Source organism: Microbacterium sediminis, from assembly GCF_004564075.1.
GTDB classification, from domain to species: Bacteria; Actinomycetota; Actinomycetes; order Actinomycetales; family Microbacteriaceae; genus Microbacterium; species Microbacterium sediminis.
Genome location: NZ_CP038256.1, coordinates 1,656,028 through 1,669,894, shown reverse-complemented (window position 1 = coordinate 1,669,894; position 13,867 = coordinate 1,656,028). Strand labels below are relative to the sequence as shown.

Annotated in this window: 14 protein-coding genes; 9 read left to right on the top strand and 5 right to left on the bottom strand. The window is 73.8% G+C overall.

Features of this window, described 5'->3' with window-relative positions:
* Nucleotides 1–43 precede the first annotated feature (43 nt).
* The 3 genes from E3O41_RS07910 to E3O41_RS07900 are packed head-to-tail and all read right to left on the bottom strand — an operon-like array spanning nucleotide 44 to nucleotide 5,720.
* On the bottom strand, nucleotides 44–3,457 hold the full coding sequence (locus E3O41_RS07910) for an error-prone DNA polymerase (RefSeq protein WP_135012229.1): 3,414 nt from the start codon (nucleotides 3,455–3,457) through the stop codon (nucleotides 44–46).
* Entirely contained in the window at nucleotides 3,457–5,010 is a 1,554-nt protein-coding gene (locus tag E3O41_RS07905; protein WP_067023889.1) for a DNA polymerase Y family protein, read from the bottom strand. Before E3O41_RS07905 ends, E3O41_RS07910 begins: the two co-directional genes overlap by 1 nt.
* Nucleotides 5,007–5,720, bottom strand: a complete 714-nt coding sequence (locus E3O41_RS07900; protein WP_135012227.1) for a hypothetical protein — start codon at nucleotides 5,718–5,720, stop codon at nucleotides 5,007–5,009. Before E3O41_RS07900 ends, E3O41_RS07905 begins: the two co-directional genes overlap by 4 nt.
* 422 nt (nucleotides 5,721–6,142) lie before the next feature.
* On the opposite strand from E3O41_RS07900, the gene E3O41_RS07895 reads away from it, so the two are divergent.
* Genes E3O41_RS07895 through E3O41_RS07885 form a run of 3 tightly spaced genes read left to right on the top strand, consistent with a single transcriptional unit; the run spans nucleotide 6,143 to nucleotide 7,531 of the window.
* Nucleotides 6,143–6,328, top strand: coding sequence for a hypothetical protein (locus E3O41_RS07895; protein ID WP_083990817.1), 186 nt, complete (start codon nucleotides 6,143–6,145; stop codon nucleotides 6,326–6,328).
* A complete protein-coding gene (locus tag E3O41_RS07890) occupies nucleotides 6,322–6,537 on the top strand; it encodes a helix-turn-helix transcriptional regulator (RefSeq protein WP_067023883.1) in 216 nt (71 codons plus the stop codon). The genes E3O41_RS07895 and E3O41_RS07890 overlap by 7 nt, the downstream gene beginning before the upstream one ends.
* A gap of 28 nt (nucleotides 6,538–6,565) precedes the next feature.
* Entirely contained in the window at nucleotides 6,566–7,531 is a 966-nt protein-coding gene (locus tag E3O41_RS07885; protein ID WP_240482261.1) for an NAD(P)-dependent alcohol dehydrogenase, read from the top strand.
* Here the strand turns inward: E3O41_RS07885 and rsmD are convergent, their stop codons facing one another.
* Nucleotides 7,532–8,095, bottom strand: coding sequence for a 16S rRNA (guanine(966)-N(2))-methyltransferase RsmD (rsmD, locus tag E3O41_RS07880; RefSeq protein WP_067023877.1), 564 nt, complete (start codon nucleotides 8,093–8,095; stop codon nucleotides 7,532–7,534).
* A 58-nt stretch (nucleotides 8,096–8,153) separates the two neighbouring features.
* On the opposite strand from rsmD, the gene E3O41_RS07875 reads away from it, so the two are divergent.
* From E3O41_RS07875 to mutM, 6 genes are all read left to right on the top strand, one after another.
* Nucleotides 8,154–10,328, top strand: coding sequence for an ATP-dependent DNA helicase RecG (locus E3O41_RS07875; protein WP_135012225.1), 2,175 nt, complete (start codon nucleotides 8,154–8,156; stop codon nucleotides 10,326–10,328).
* A 42-nt stretch (nucleotides 10,329–10,370) separates the two neighbouring features.
* Nucleotides 10,371–10,871 carry a pantetheine-phosphate adenylyltransferase gene (gene coaD / locus E3O41_RS07870; protein ID WP_067023871.1) on the top strand — a complete coding sequence of 167 codons (501 nt, stop codon included), beginning with the start codon at nucleotides 10,371–10,373 and terminating at the stop codon, nucleotides 10,869–10,871.
* 104 nt (nucleotides 10,872–10,975) lie between these two features.
* Nucleotides 10,976–11,434, top strand: a complete 459-nt coding sequence (locus tag E3O41_RS07865) for a YceD family protein (protein WP_067024306.1) — start codon at nucleotides 10,976–10,978, stop codon at nucleotides 11,432–11,434.
* Between the two features lie 30 nt (nucleotides 11,435–11,464).
* Nucleotides 11,465–11,674, top strand: coding sequence for a 50S ribosomal protein L32 (gene rpmF, locus E3O41_RS07860; RefSeq protein ID WP_019179169.1), 210 nt, complete (start codon nucleotides 11,465–11,467; stop codon nucleotides 11,672–11,674).
* A gap of 10 nt (nucleotides 11,675–11,684) precedes the next feature.
* Nucleotides 11,685–12,389, top strand: coding sequence for a ribonuclease III (gene rnc, locus E3O41_RS07855; protein WP_067023868.1), 705 nt, complete (start codon nucleotides 11,685–11,687; stop codon nucleotides 12,387–12,389).
* Nucleotides 12,382–13,287, top strand: coding sequence for a bifunctional DNA-formamidopyrimidine glycosylase/DNA-(apurinic or apyrimidinic site) lyase (gene mutM / locus E3O41_RS07850; protein ID WP_067023865.1), 906 nt, complete (start codon nucleotides 12,382–12,384; stop codon nucleotides 13,285–13,287). Before rnc ends, mutM begins: the two co-directional genes overlap by 8 nt.
* Here the strand turns inward: mutM and E3O41_RS07845 are convergent.
* Nucleotides 13,179–13,814 (bottom strand): M15 family metallopeptidase, encoded by a 636-nt coding sequence (locus tag E3O41_RS07845; RefSeq protein WP_135012223.1) that lies wholly within the window; start codon nucleotides 13,812–13,814, stop codon nucleotides 13,179–13,181. The genes mutM and E3O41_RS07845 overlap by 109 nt on opposite strands.
* Between the last annotated feature and the right edge of the window lie 53 nt (nucleotides 13,815–13,867).

The window sequence follows — 13,867 nt, the reverse complement described above, 5'->3', positions numbered from 1 at the left end:
CGGACATTCTCGACGGCGGCGGCGCGAGCGAGCGGCCGCGGGATCATCGGAAGTCCCGCGATCGATGGCCGATGCCGACGCGCAGATCCTCGAAGCCGTCGGCCACGAGGTTGATCACCCCCTCGGGAGAGCGCTCGAGGATGCCGCGCGCGATGAGCGCGGGGCTGTCGCGCACCACGGCCCGGAAGCGGCTCCAGGCCCCCTGCGAGCAGATGACGTTGATCAGCCCGAACTCGTCCTCGAGGTTGAGGAACGTCACCCCCGAGGCCGTCGCGGGGCGCTGGCGGTGGGTGACGAGCCCCGCGACCTCGATGCGCCGCCCGGTCTCGTGCGTGCGCAGGCCGGCGGAGGAGACCACGCCCCGGGCGTCGAGGGCCGCGCGGAAGTGGGTGATCGGGTGGTCGTCGGTCGAGACGCCCGTGGCCCACAGGTCGCTGGCGAGGCGCTCGTAGCTCGTCGGATCGGGAAACAGCGGCGGCTGCACGGCCTGCACGGTGCCCGGGAGGAACTCGGGGCGGTCCTGGGCGGCGGCACCGGCGATCCACAGGGCCTCGCGCGTGCCGTGCCCGAGGCTCGTGAACGCCCCCGCCGTAGCGAGCGCCTCGAGCTGGTTCTCGGCGAGACCGGTGCGGCGCACGAGGTCGTGCATCGAGGCGAAGGGCCCGTTCTCCTCGCGCTCGGCGACGATGCGCCGCGCGGAGCGCAGGCCCACCCCGGTCACGCCCGCCAGCCCCAGGCGCACCGCGTAGCCGCCATCGCGGCGATGCGCGGCCGATTCGTCCGGGGCGTCGGGATCGAACGGCGGCGGCTCGCCCTCGAACGAGCGCAGGCAGCCATCGCGCCCGGTGGGTCCGAGCCGCGAGGGGTCGATCGGCTCGAGCGTCTCCTGCGCGCCGGACAGGTTGATGTCGGGGCGGTGCACCACGACGCCGTGCCGGCGCGCGTCGGCGGTGAGCGTGGCGGGGGAGTAGAAGCCCATCGGCTGCGAGCGCAGCAGCCCCGCGAGGAAGGCGGCGGGGTAGTGCAGCTTGATCCACGAGCTGGCGTAGACGAGCAGGCCGAACGACAGCGAGTGCGACTCGGCGAAGCCGAAGTTCGCGAACGCCTGGATCTGCGCGTAGATCGCGTCGGCGGCCTCGGGCGTGAGTCCGTGGCGGGCCATGCCGGCGTAGAGCTTCTCGCGGACCTTCTCGATCCGCTCCAGCCCCCGCTTGGAGCCCATGGCGCGCCGCAGCAGGTCGGCGTCCTCGCCCGTGCAGTCGCCGATCACCATCGCCATCTGCATGAGCTGCTCCTGGAAGATGGGCACGCCCTTGGTGCGCTCCAGCACCGGCTCGAGATCCGGGTGCGGGTAGGTGACGGGCTCCCGACCCATCTTGCGGCGGACGAACGGGTGCACCGCCCCGCCCTGGATGGGGCCGGGGCGGATGAGGGCGATCTGGATGACGAGGTCGTAGAAGCGGCGCGGCTGCAGGCGGGGGAGCAGCCCCATCTGCGCGCGGGACTCCACCTGGAACACCCCGATCGAGTCGGCGCGGCACAGCATGTCGTAGACGGCGGGCTCCTCGCGGGGCAGCTCGCGCAGCTGCCACTCCTCGCCCGTGGCGTCGCGGATGAGGTCGAAGCAGTGCTGCAGCGCCGAGAGCATGCCGAGCCCGAGCAGGTCGAACTTCACCAGGCCCATCCAGGCGGCGTCGTCCTTGTCCCACTGGATGACCGTGCGGTTCTCCATGCGCGCGTGCTCGACGGGCACGACCTCTCCCACCGGCCGGTCGGTGAGCACCATGCCGCCGGAGTGGATGCCGAGGTGACGGGGAGCCTTCATGAGCTCGGTGGCGTACTCGATCACCTGGGCGGGGATGTCGTGGTCCGGCCCCGACTCGAGCGTCGCGCCCCACCGCTCCACCTGCCGCGACCAGGCGTCCTGCTGGCCCGGCGAGAACCCCAGCGCGCGGGCGACATCGCGCACGGCGTTCTTGGGGCGGTACTGGATGACGTTCGCCACTTGCGCCGCCCGCTCGCGGCCGTAGCGCTGGTAGACCCACTGGATGATCTCCTCGCGGCGGTCGGAGTCGAAGTCCACGTCGATGTCGGGCTCCTCGTCGCGCACCGCCGAGAGGAAGCGCTCGAAGGGCAGGTTGTAGCCGATCGCGTCGACGGCGGTGATGTCGAGCAGGTAGCAGACCGCGCTCGCCGCGGCCGACCCGCGGCCCTGGCAGAGGATGCCGCGGCGGCGGGCCTCGGCGACGATGTCGTGGACGATGAGGAAGTAGCCGGGGAAGTCCTTCTGCTCGATCACGTCGAGCTCGTGCGCGATGCGCCGCCGCCCGTCCTCGTCGAGGTTCGGGTAGTGGCTCGGCACCGCCGCCCACACGAGCTGGCGCAGGTACGACATCGGCGTGTGCCCCTCCGGGACCTCCTGGCGGGGCAGCGCGGGCTTGGCGCGGCGCAGGGGGAACTCCAGCTCGGCGGCGAGAGCGGCGGCGCGCTCGACCGCGCCGGGATAGCGGGCGAACAGGCGGGCCATCTCGTCGCCCGATCGCAGGTGGGCCGCATCGTGCGCGGGCAGCCAGCCGTCGAGGTCGTCCATGCTGCGGGTGGCGTGGATGGCGGCGACCGCCTGTGCCAGCCGCGCCTTGCCGGGGGTGGCGTAGTGCACGTTGTTCGTCGCGAGGGTGGGCAGGCCGGCGCGCGCGGCGAGCTCGGCGAGCGCGTCGTTGCGGCGGTCGTCGAGCGGATCGCCGTGGTGGGTCAGCTCCACGTAGACGCCGTCGCGGCCGAACCGGTCGACGAGGTCGCGCAGCGCCGCCTCCGCGGCCGAGAGATCGCCCGAGCCCCGCGCGACGGGCCCGGCCAGCGCCCGCCCGACCGCCCCCTTGCGGCACCCGGTGAGCACGGCCCAGTGGCCGCGGCCCTGATCGGCCAGCTCGTCGAGGTCGTAGACCGGGCGCCCCTTCTCGCCGCCGCGCAGCTGCGCCCGGGTGATCGCCCCCGCCAGGCGGTGGTACCCCTCCTCGCCGCGCGCGAGGGCGAGGAGATGCGTGCCCACCGGATCGGCCTCGCCCTTCTGCGGCGCAGGCAGACCCAGTGACAGCTCGGAGCCGAACACCGTGCGCACCGAGGTGTGCTCGGCCGCCTCCGCGAAGCGGACGATGCCGTAGAAGCCGTCGTGATCCGTGACGGCGAGGGCCTCCAGACCCAGGCGCTCCGCCTCCTCGACGAGGTCCTCGGGCGACGAGGCGCCGTCGAGGAACGAGTACGACGAGTGCGCGTGCAGCTCCGCGTAGCGCGTGGCGCTCGTGCCCCGCTCCAGGGGCGGGGGCGCGTAGGCGCCGCGCTTGCGGCTCCACGCGGGGCTGTCGCCGCCGTCGGCGTTCGCCGGCCGCGGGTCGGGGCGCCGGCCGCTGAGGGTGCGCTCGAGCTCGTTCCACGGGATCGGCGGGTTCTTGAACCCCATCAGCCGTACCTCCCCTCGATCCACCAGCGCTCGCCCTCGCGGACGGCGAGCCAGGCCGCGCCCCGGTCGTCGACGAGCTGGAACCGATTGGCCCGGCGGGCGCGCGCGGCGTCCCACGTGCGCTCGATGACGGGCCAGGGGCCGGCCCACGAGACGATGCGCCGCCCGTCGAGCACGGCCGGGGCGTCGGTGAGCAGCCCGCGCTCGTCGATCGTCACCGCCCCGCCGGAGGCCCCGTGCACCCGTGCGGGGCGGGGTTCCCGGAAGATCTCCGACGGCAGCGGCGACGGCAGCGCGCCCGGCCACGGCTGATCGCGATGGGTGGAGGGCGCGGCAGCCTCGCCCCACGGCACGTGCACCTCGCGCTCGGCGAGCCAGCGGCCGCCGCCGATCGCGGGCACCAGGACGCCGAGGTGCCCGAGCGAGGCCTGCATGCGCGTCATGGCGTGATGCGCCCGCTCGTCGGATCCCTGGCCGAGCAGGGCCGGCTGGTGGGCGGAGCCGTCGTCGACGGCCTCGGGCTCGATGCGCACGAGGGCGACGGCGCCGTGCGGCACCTCGTGCCCGGGGGTCGGCTGCAGCTGCCAGCGCACCCGATCGACCACGCTCGCGGCGTCGAAGCTCACGGGGTGCTGCCAGATGCGCTCGCTGCGCCCGCCGCGGTCGTCCTCGATCGTCACACGCACGGCCGTGCACACCAGGCCGGCGGCCCCCAGGGCGTCGCAGAAGCTCTCGGCCGTGGTGCGGACGGCGAAGGCCACCTGCTCGGCGAGCTCCAGGGGCGGCTCCAGCGCGAGCTCGCGCGCGAACTCCGGCGGCGGCACGCGCGGCTCGACCGCCCGGGAGTCGGCGCCCTGGGCGAGGCGGTGCAGCCGCGATCCGTGCTCGCCCAGGCGGGCCGCCACGAGGGGCGCGTCGAGGCCCGCGAAGCCGCCGAGCGTCTGCACGCCGAGGCGGGCGAGCAGCAGCGCGAGCGGGGGATCGCCGAGCGTGCTCACGGGGAGCGGCGCGAGGAAGGCGGCGGAGGCCCCGGGCGGCACGACGCGGAGGCGCTCGCCGCCGCGGAGGGATCGGGCCGCCTGCTCGGCCGTGAACACCCCGTCGGCCACTCCGGCGCGGACGCCGGGATAGCCGGCCTCCTCGAGGGCGGCGACGAGGGTCCGCGCCGCGGCCTCCTCGCCGCCGTAGAACCGCGCGGGGCCGCGGGCGCGGAGCACGGCGAGCCCCGGCTGCAGGGGCTCCGCGCCGGGGGAGAGCTCCTCCAGCAGGCGCAGCACGTCGTGGAAGGCCCGCTCGTCGCGCTCGGGATCGGCGGCGACGATGAGCAGGTCGGGGCAGGCGGACTGCGCATCGCGGCGGCGCTGATCGCGGCGCACGCCGGCCGACCTCGCCGCCGGGGAGCACGAGACCACGCGATTCGCGTGCAGCACGGCGATGGGCCGGTGGGGATCCACCGCCTCGCCGCCGAGCTCGCGCGCGCTCGTGCGCAGGAAGGCCGTGACCGGCCAGTCGGGCAGCCACAGGGCGATCACGCGCTCCGGCGCCGCGCTCATGAGGCCACCGCGCTCAGGATCGGCCGGCGGGCGGCGTCCGGCGTCGGCAGGTTCTCGACGTGCCCCGTCGGGCCGGGCAGCAGCACGCGGGTGCGACGGGAACGCGGCACCCGGCGCCCCGTGAGCGAGATCGTCAGGGCGCGGGAGGAGATCAGCCCGTGCCCCTGGCCGATGCCGCGCCACTCCGGATCGGCCGTGGCGATCTCGGCGTCGGCCCCCGGCCAGCCGCCGAGACTGATCAGCGCGGCCCCGCGATCCCGCAGCCGGGCCTCGAGGCGCGCCACCTCGGTCGTGCCGGGCCGGCTGGGCGGGCGCACGGCGACGAGGGGGAACACCTCGGCGGCGGCCGAGGCGGCCTGCAGCCAGCGGCCGCCGGGGGAGGGAAGGAGCGCCAGCCGGGACAGGTCGACGCCGTGCCCCTCGGCCGCCTCGACCGAGAGCTCCGGAACCCCCACGACGGCGCACCACGCCCCCGTCCGCGACACCTCGCCGAGCAGCGACAGCAGCAGCCCCGTCTCGCCGGGCGGCAGGGCATAGGCGGCCCCGGGGCGCAGGCCGCCCTCGGGGAAGAGCGGCGACAGCGGTCCGGGCACGGGCAGGGCGTCGACGCGGGCCGTGCGGCGCTGCATCCGATCGATCTGCTCGCGCAGGCGCAGCACATCCATCCGCGTCGTCGAGTCCTCCGCGGCGGCGATCGAAGCGATGGCCATCCCCATCTCCTCATATTAGAACGGATGTTCGAATGAAATCGAGCGATGGGGAAGATTCTGTCGAACGCATCCGACATTCCTCGTGTGTAAAAAATTCTTGACACTCTGTCGCGGGCGGCGATACCGTGGGCCTGTCAAATTTTCTTTACACGGCAGGAGCGGATCATGGGGTCATCGATCGCACCGGCGGAGCGCAGCGCGTGGATCTCCCTCGTGCTCGCGATCGTCGGCTACCCCGTCTACCTGCTGCTCCTGCACCAGGGCTCGCCCGATCTCCCGCTGCCGGAGAAGGCGTTCGCCTGGCCCATGATCTGGACGATCATCGGATCGGTCGTGCTCTCGATGGTGCTGCACGCGATCTTCCGCGTGTACACCGATCGGGAAGCGGCGAAGCCGGACGAGCGCGACACGGCGATCGCCCGATGGGGGAGCGCGTCGGATCGTCGTTCCTCGTCATCGGCGCCCTGGGCGCAATGGTCCTGGCCATGCTCGATGCCTCGGCGTTCTGGATCGCCAACGCGATCTTCCTCGGCTTCTTCCTCTCGGCCATCGTCAGCGGCGTCGCGCGCGTGATCTGCTACCGCGGGGACTTCGATCTGCGATGGTGAAGCCCACCAAGGTGACCAACGACATCCGGCGCCTCCGCGCGGAGGCGGGCGAGATGACGCAGACCGAGCTGGCCCGGCGCGTGGGCGTGACGCGGCAGACCCTCATCGCGATCGAGCACGGGCGGTACTCGCCGTCGCTGGAGGTCGCCTTCCTCATCGCCCGCGCCCTCGGCGTGCGGCTCGACGACGTGTTCAGCTACCCCGAATGAATCGAGAAGGGACCGCAGGATGAAGGCGATGGTGCAGGATCGCTACGGCGGTCCCGAGGTGCTCCGGCTCGCGGAGCGCGACGTTCCGACGCCCGGCGAGAACGAGGTCGTCGTGCGCGTGGTCGCGACGGGGGTCGACGCCGGCCTGTGGCATCTGCTGGCCGGCGAGCCGTTCGTGATCCGCTACGCCCTGCCGCTCAAGGGCGAACGGGTGCTCGGCCTTGAGGTCGCGGGGCACGTGCACGCGGTCGGCTCGGCCGTGACCGATGTCGCCGTGGGCGATGCCGTGTTCGGCAGCGCCTCGATGCCGGACGGCGGGCTCGCGGAGTTCGCCCGCGTGCGGCGCGATCGGCTCGCGCGCAAGCCCGGGGCGCTGACGTTCGCCCAGGCGGCCGCCCTCGTGGTCTCCGGCTGCGCGGCCCTGCACGCGGTGCGCGCGGCGCGCGCGACGGGCGGGCGGCGGGTGCTCGTGCTGGGCGCGGCGGGCGGCGTGGGGCATCTCGCGGTGCAGCTGGCGAGGGCCGCGGGCGCGACCGTGACCGGCGCGAGCAGCGGCCCGAAGCTCGACGTGGTGCGGGCGGCCGGGGCCGACGAGGCGATCGACTACACCGCCGCCGACCCCCTGGCGCGCGGCCCGTTCGACGCGATCATCGACACGGGAGGGCATCGGCGGCTGCGCGATCTGCGCCGCGCGCTGGCGCCGCGCGGCGCGCTCGTGCTCGTCGGCGCCGAGCCCGAGGGCGATCGCCTCGGCGGGCTCGGGCGCTCGCTCGCGGCCGTGCTGCAGGGGTCGTTCACGCGGCAGCGGCTCGTCATGCTCACCTCGTCGGAGCCCACCGACGCCCTCGACGCGCTCGCCGTGCACGCCGAGGCGGGCCCGCTGCGCCCGGTGATCGACGCCGAGCTGCCCCTCGATCGCGCCGCCGAGGCGGTCGCGCGGATCGGGCGGGGCAAGGGGCGAGGCAAGACCGTCGTGCGCGTGCAGCCCGAGTGATCAGCGCTGCGGCGGCTCGCCCCACCACAGCGTCGTGTCGCCGTAGCCGCGATCGCGCAGCGGCACCAGGCCCGCGGCCTGCCAGTCGGGCGCGCCCGAGCGCGTGGCCCGCTCGAGGACGACGATCGCATCGGGCGCGAGCAGCGGGGCCAGCGCGCGCAGATCGTCGGTGACGGCGTCGTTCGGCACGTCGTACGGCGGGTCGAGGAAGGCGAGGTCGTAGGGGCCGCGCGCGGTGGTGAGGAAGGCGAGCACCGCCGCCTGGTGCACCCGGGCCGCGCGCCCGGCCGCCTTCGCGACCCGCTCGGCGTTGCCGCGCGCGATGGCGGCGGCGCGCGCCGACTTCTCCACGAGGTCGACCGCCGCCGCCCCGCGGCTGAGGGCCTCGAGGCCCAGGGCGCCCGAGCCGGCGTAGAGGTCGAGCACGGTCGTGCCGTCGAGCAGCCCGGTGCTCTCCAGCGCGCCGAACAGCGACTCCCGCACCCGGTCGCTCGTGGGTCGCGTGCCCGCCGCCGGCACCTCCAGCCGCACGCCGCCGGCCGCTCCCGCGATGATCCTCGTCACCCGCCCACGATATCCGCGCCGTCGCGGCGCTGTCGGACCGCCGCCCTAGACTCGCCCCATGCCGTTCACGCTCGACACGCCGCTGGCCACGGCCCTCCCCGCCAAGGAGGCCGGCGGGCTGAAGAAGGCGTTCGGCATGGAGACGGTGGGCGATCTGGTGGCCCACTACCCGCGTCGCTATGCCGTGCGCGGCGAGCTCACGCCCATCCGCGGGCTCGCCGAGGGCGACACCGTCACGATCGTCGCCGAGGTGGTGTCGGTCGGCACGCGGCCGATGCGCAACCGCCGCGGCAGCATCCTCGAGGTCGTGATCACCGACGGCCGCGGCCAGGCCTCGCTGACGTTCTTCAACCAGGCCTGGCGGGAGCGCGATCTGCGCCCCGGGCGGCGCGGGGTGTTCAGCGGCAAGGTCGGGTACTACGCCGGCAAGATGCAGTTCGCCCACCCGAACTTCCAGCTCTTCGACGACGGCGAGGACGCGCAGCGCCACGCCGAGGAGTGGGCGAAGCAGCCCGTGCCGCTGTATCCCGCCACCGCGCAGACGCCCAGCTGGGAGATCCAGAAGGCGGTCGCCGTGGTGCTCGACGGTCTCGGCGACGTCCCCGATCCGATCCCCGACGACATGCGCACCCGCGAGAACCTCCTGCCGGCGCGTGAGGCGATCGAGAAGATCCATCGGCCCGCGTCCGAGGAGGATGCCGACGAGGCGCGTCACACGCTGCGCACGCACGAGGCGCTCGTGCTGCAGGCCGCGCTGGCCCAGCAGCGGCAGCTGGTGCGCGAGCTCGACTCGCGGCCGCGCCCCGCCGCGCCCGGGGGGCTGCTCGAGCGCTTCGACGCGGCCCTGCCGTTCGCGCGCACGCCCGATCAGGTGGCGGTGGGCGATCGCATCGCGAGCGACCTCGTGGCGGACTGGCCGATGAACCGGCTCGTGCAGGGCGAGGTCGGCTCCGGCAAGACGCTCGTGGCGCTGCGGGCGATGCTGCAGGTGGCCGAGTCGGGAGGGCAGTCGGCGCTCATCGCGCCCACCGAGGTGCTCGCCGCGCAGCACCTGCGCTCGATCACGCGCATGCTCGGCCCCGAGCTGGCGCCGCAGCTGATGCCCACGCTGCTCACGGGCCAGATGGGCGCGGCCGAGCGGCGCAAGGCGGCGCTGCGGGTGGCGTCGGGGCAGGCGCTCATCGTCGTCGGCACGCACGCGCTGCTGAGCGACAAGACCACCTTCGCCGATCTCGGCCTCGTCGTGGTGGACGAGCAGCACCGGTTCGGCGTGGAGCAGCGCGAGACGCTGCGCGCCAAGGGCACGGCGCCGCACGCCCTGGTGCTCACGGCCACGCCGATCCCGCGCACCGTGGCGATGACCGTGTTCGGCGACCTCGACGTGTCGACGATCCGGACGATGCCCGCCGGGCGCGCCGGGATCGAGACCTACGTCGCGCCCCTCGCCGAGAAGCCGGCCTGGTTCGGGCGCGTGTGGGATCGCGCCGCCGAGGAGGTCGAGAAGGGGCATCAGGTCTTCGTGGTGTGCTCCGCGATCGATCTCGACGCCAAGGGCGAGGCGGCGCTCGAGGACGATCCCGACGCGCTGGCCCCCGAGGTCGAGGGGGAGCAGAAGGGCGCCCGCTGGGGCGTGGTGCAGGTCGCCGAGCTCCTCGCCACCCACCCGCGGGTCGGCCGGCTGCGGATCGCCACGCTGCACGGCAAGATGCCCGGCGACGAGAAGGACCGCGTGATGCAGTCGTTCGCGCGCGGCGAGATCGACGTGCTCGTGGCGACGACCGTGATCGAGGTGGGCGTGGACGTGCCCAACGCCTCGACCATGGTGATCCTCGACGCCGATCGCTTCGGCGTCTCGCAGCTGCACCAGCTGCGGGGCCGCGTGGGTCGCGGCGGGGTGCCGGGGCTGTGCCTGCTCGTGACCGAGGCCCCGGCCGAGACGCCCGCCCGCGCGCGGGTGGAGGCCGTCGCCGCCACGCTCGACGGGTTCGAGCTGGCCGAGGTCGACCTGGAGCTTCGCGGCGAGGGCGACGTGCTCGGCGACGCGCAGTCGGGATCGCGTTCGTCGCTGCGGCTGCTGCGGGTGGTCAAGGACGCCGACCTGATCGCCCGGGCGCGCGCCGCGGCCGAGCAGATCCTCGCCGCCGACCCCACGCTGGCCGCCCATCCGGGCCTCGCCGACGCCCTCCAGCGGCGGGTGACGCAGGAGGAGCGGGCCGCGCTGTCGAAGGCCTGAGCGCGCGGGGGCGCCGCCCGCGCGCCCAGTAGGCTGAGCGGTATGAGCAACCGGATCGCCGTCGTCCCCGGCTCCTTCGATCCGCCCACCGTCGGGCACATGGATGTGATCCGCCGGGCCGCGCGCCTGTACGACGAGCTGCACGTGCTCGTCGTGCACAACCCGGACAAGGAGGCGATGCTCCCGATCGCCCAGCGCTTGTCGCTGCTGCAGGAGTCGATCGAGGAGGCCGGCATCGCGGGCAATATCATCATCGGCTCGTGGAGCGTGGGACTGCTCGTCGACTACGCCCAGGAGGTCGGCGCCGGGGTGCTCGTGAAGGGGATCCGCTCGCAGGGCGACGTCGCGTACGAGACGCCCATGGCGGTCGTGAACAACCACCTCGCCGGCGTGGAGACGGTGTTCGTCCTCGCCGACCCGGCCAACTCCGTCGTCTCCAGCTCGCTCGTGCGCCAGGTCGCCGGGCTCGGCGGCGACGTCTCGCCGTACGTGCCGGCACCCGTCGCGCGCTACCTCGCGCAGGCGAGCTCCAGCGAGTTCTGACCGGCCCTGGCTCGCCCACGCGCCGGTAGGATGGATGGGTGAAACCTCGACTCTCCGGGCCTTTTGTGCTGCCCGCGCGCGACATCGTCCGCAAGCCGGGCGAGATGCGCGAGCACCGTCTGACCATCCCCGCGCCCGAGCGCTGGGGCGAGGGACTCGTCGCCATTCAGAAGGGCGAGGAGCTCGATCTCGACGTGCGCCTCGAGTCCGTCCACGAGGGGATCCTCGTGTCGGGCGACGTCGAGACCGTCTTCCGTGGTGAGTGCGGGCGCTGCCTGCGCGAGATCGACGAGCGCGTCGAAGTCGATTTCCAGGAGCTCTTCGAGTACCCTGGAGGGGAAGCGGCTGACTTCGAAGTTCAAGACGACCACGTGGATCTTGAAAATCTGGTCAGAGACGCCATTGTCCTCGCGCTTCCATTCCAGCCGGTGTGCCAGCCGGATTGCCCCGGGCTCGACCCGAACACGGGTGAGCGACTGGCGGAAGGTGCTGGTGAAGCGCCGGCCCCCATCGATCCTCGGTGGGCCGCGCTCCAGGAACTCAACGACAACCAGGCGCCCTGAACGCGTCCGTAGCACAGAAGAGAGTCAGTCATGGCAGGTAACCCCCCGAAGCGGAAGGTCTCCCGTTCCAACACCCGCTCGCGCCGCGCGCAGTGGAAGGCGGAGGCCCCCACGCTCGTCAAGACCATCGAGAACGGCAAGGTCGTCTACAGCCGTCCCCACCAGGCCAAGGTCGTGACCGACTCGCAGGGCACCGAGCTGTTCCTGGAGTACAAGGGCCGCAAGGTCGCCGACGTCTGATCCCCGTCCCGTGACGGAGATCAAGGGTCGCATTTCCCTGATCGAGAAGCTCGGCGTCGACATCGACGCCGAGCTTCTCGATTTGGCGCTCACGCATCGGTCGTGGGCCTACGAGCACGGCGGCGTGCCGCACAACGAGCGCCTCGAGTTCCTCGGCGACTCGGTGCTCAGCCTCGCCGTGACGTCGCTGCTCTACGAGCGCTTCCCCGACGAGTCGGAGGGCACGCTGTCGAAGCGCCGCGCCAGTGTCGTGTCGATGCTCGCGCTGGCCGACGTCGCGCGCGGGATCGGGCTCGGCGAGCACCTCAAGCTCGGCCGCGGCGAGGAGCAGACGGGCGGACGCGAGAAGGACTCGATCCTCGCCGACGCCACCGAGGCGATCTTCGGCGCCGTGTTCCTCTCGGCCGGCCGCGCCGAGGCGCTCGCGCTCGTGCAGCGCCTCATCACGCCGCTCGTCGAGGATCCGGAGCGCTACGGCGCCGCCGTCGATCCCAAGACGGCCGTGCAGGAACTCGCCGCCCGCTGGGGCGTCGCGCCGCCCAGCTACGAGGTGACGGCCGAGGGCCCGTCGCACGACCGGCGCTTCACGGCCGTCATCACCGTGGGCGACCACCAGGCCTCCGGTCAGGGCACGAGCAAGAAGCAGGCCGAGATGGCCGCGGCCCTGCGACTGTGGCGCGAGGCCCAGGCGCAGGAGTCCGTCGCCGGTGCCTGAGCTCCCCGAGGTCGAGGTCGTCCGCGCGGGACTCGCTCCCGCCGTCACGGGCGCTACGATCCTCGGCGTCGAGGTGTTCGACCCGCGCGCCCTCACGCGACACGCGGGATCCCCGGCCGACTTCGAGGCGCGCCTGGCCGGCCGCGCCGTGCGGGGGACGGCCCGTCGCGGCAAGTTCCTCTGGTTGATGCTGGCGGACGATCCCGCCGCCGGCGCCGAGGCCCTCATGGTGCACCTCGGCATGAGCGGGCAGATGCTGCTGCGGGCGCCCGGTGCTCCTGCGGAGCGGCACGAGCGCGTGCGCTTCGCGATCGCGCACCCGGAGCACGGGGAGCTCGCCGTGGTCTTCGCCGATCAGCGCACCTTCGGATCGCTGGCGATCGATCCGCTCATCCCGACGCTCGACGGTGCCGCCGGAGGCTTCGGCGACGACGCGCCGCTCGTGCCGGCGCAGGCCGCGCACATCGCCCGCGACCCGCTCGATCCGGCCTTCGACGACGCCGGCTTCCGCCGCGCGCTGGCCCGCCGGTCGTCGGCCGTCAAGCGGGTGCTGCTGGACCAGAGCGTGATCAGCGGCGTCGGCAACATCTACGCCGATGAGGCGCTGTGGGCCGCGCGCCTGCACCCCGAGACGCGCGCGGCCGACCTGTCCACCCGCGCCGCGAACCGCCTGCTCGCCGAGGTGCGCGCCGTGCTGCGCAAGGCGCTGGCCGAGGGCGGCACGAGCTTCGACGCCCAGTACGTCAACGTCAACGGCGAGGTCGGCTACTTCGCCCACAGCCTCAATGCCTACGGCCGCGCCGGCCAGCCGTGCCCGCGCTGCGGTCGCGCGATCGTGCGCGTGGCCTTCACGAACCGTTCGAGCCACTTCTGCCCGCGCTGCCAGCGGGTGCGCTGACGCCCCGGTCTCAGGACGTACATGCGCGGGCAGCCGTTGGTCGCGGCGCCGGGGCGCAGCTCGAAGTGCCAGGCCTCGTTGTCGAAGATCTGGCAGAGGTCGTAGCGCGCGCCGTGATGCTGCAGCCATTCCGCCGCGTCCCAGCCGCCGATGTCGACCGCGTCGCCCGTCGTGTGGGCCGAGCCGTGTGCGGTGGCGACCCAGCGGGAGGCGGCCTCCCACGATCCGTGCTCGGCGATCGCATCGTCCATGAGCTGCTGCTGCAGCGCCTCGGAGCGCCAGCCGCTGTTGACGACGAACTCGATGCCGTCGGCCGCCGCGTCGTCGGCGGCCTGCCGCAGGGCCGCGAGGAGATCCGGGTCGAGGCCCGTGATGCCGGGCAGGTCCTCGTACAGGGTCGCGCCGTCGGGAAGCACCCCGTCCGCCGCGCCCGACGTGTCCGACGCGGTCGAGGCGCAGGCGGTGAGGGCGGCGGCGAGCGTGACGAGGGCGAGGGCCGCGAGGGCGCGAGTGCGGGTGATGATCATGCGTCCAGGCAACGCGGGCGCGTGTTGCGAGGGCGTACGCGGTTTTCGATACG

What these genes read in the sequence shown, in the direction of transcription:
- E3O41_RS07890 (WP_067023883.1), top strand. Translation starts at nt 6,322, where the DNA reads ATGGTGAAGCCCACCAAGGTGACCAACGACATCCGGCGCCTCCGCGCG.
- coaD (WP_067023871.1), top strand. Translation starts at nt 10,371, where the DNA reads ATGAGCAACCGGATCGCCGTCGTCCCCGGCTCCTTCGATCCGCCCACC.
- E3O41_RS07905 (WP_067023889.1), bottom strand. Translation starts at nt 5,010, where the DNA reads ATGAGCGCGGCGCCGGAGCGCGTGATCGCCCTGTGGCTGCCCGACTGG.
- E3O41_RS07910 (WP_135012229.1), bottom strand. Translation starts at nt 3,457, where the DNA reads ATGGGGTTCAAGAACCCGCCGATCCCGTGGAACGAGCTCGAGCGCACC.
- E3O41_RS07845 (WP_135012223.1), bottom strand. Translation starts at nt 13,814, where the DNA reads ATGATCATCACCCGCACTCGCGCCCTCGCGGCCCTCGCCCTCGTCACG.
- E3O41_RS07875 (WP_135012225.1), top strand. Translation starts at nt 8,154, where the DNA reads ATGCCGTTCACGCTCGACACGCCGCTGGCCACGGCCCTCCCCGCCAAG.
- E3O41_RS07885 (WP_240482261.1), top strand. Translation starts at nt 6,566, where the DNA reads ATGGTGCAGGATCGCTACGGCGGTCCCGAGGTGCTCCGGCTCGCGGAG.
- E3O41_RS07865 (WP_067024306.1), top strand. Translation starts at nt 10,976, where the DNA reads ATGCGCGAGCACCGTCTGACCATCCCCGCGCCCGAGCGCTGGGGCGAG.
- E3O41_RS07900 (WP_135012227.1), bottom strand. Translation starts at nt 5,720, where the DNA reads ATGGCCATCGCTTCGATCGCCGCCGCGGAGGACTCGACGACGCGGATG.
- E3O41_RS07895 (WP_083990817.1), top strand. Translation starts at nt 6,143, where the DNA reads ATGGGGGAGCGCGTCGGATCGTCGTTCCTCGTCATCGGCGCCCTGGGC.
- rpmF (WP_019179169.1), top strand. Translation starts at nt 11,465, where the DNA reads ATGGCAGGTAACCCCCCGAAGCGGAAGGTCTCCCGTTCCAACACCCGC.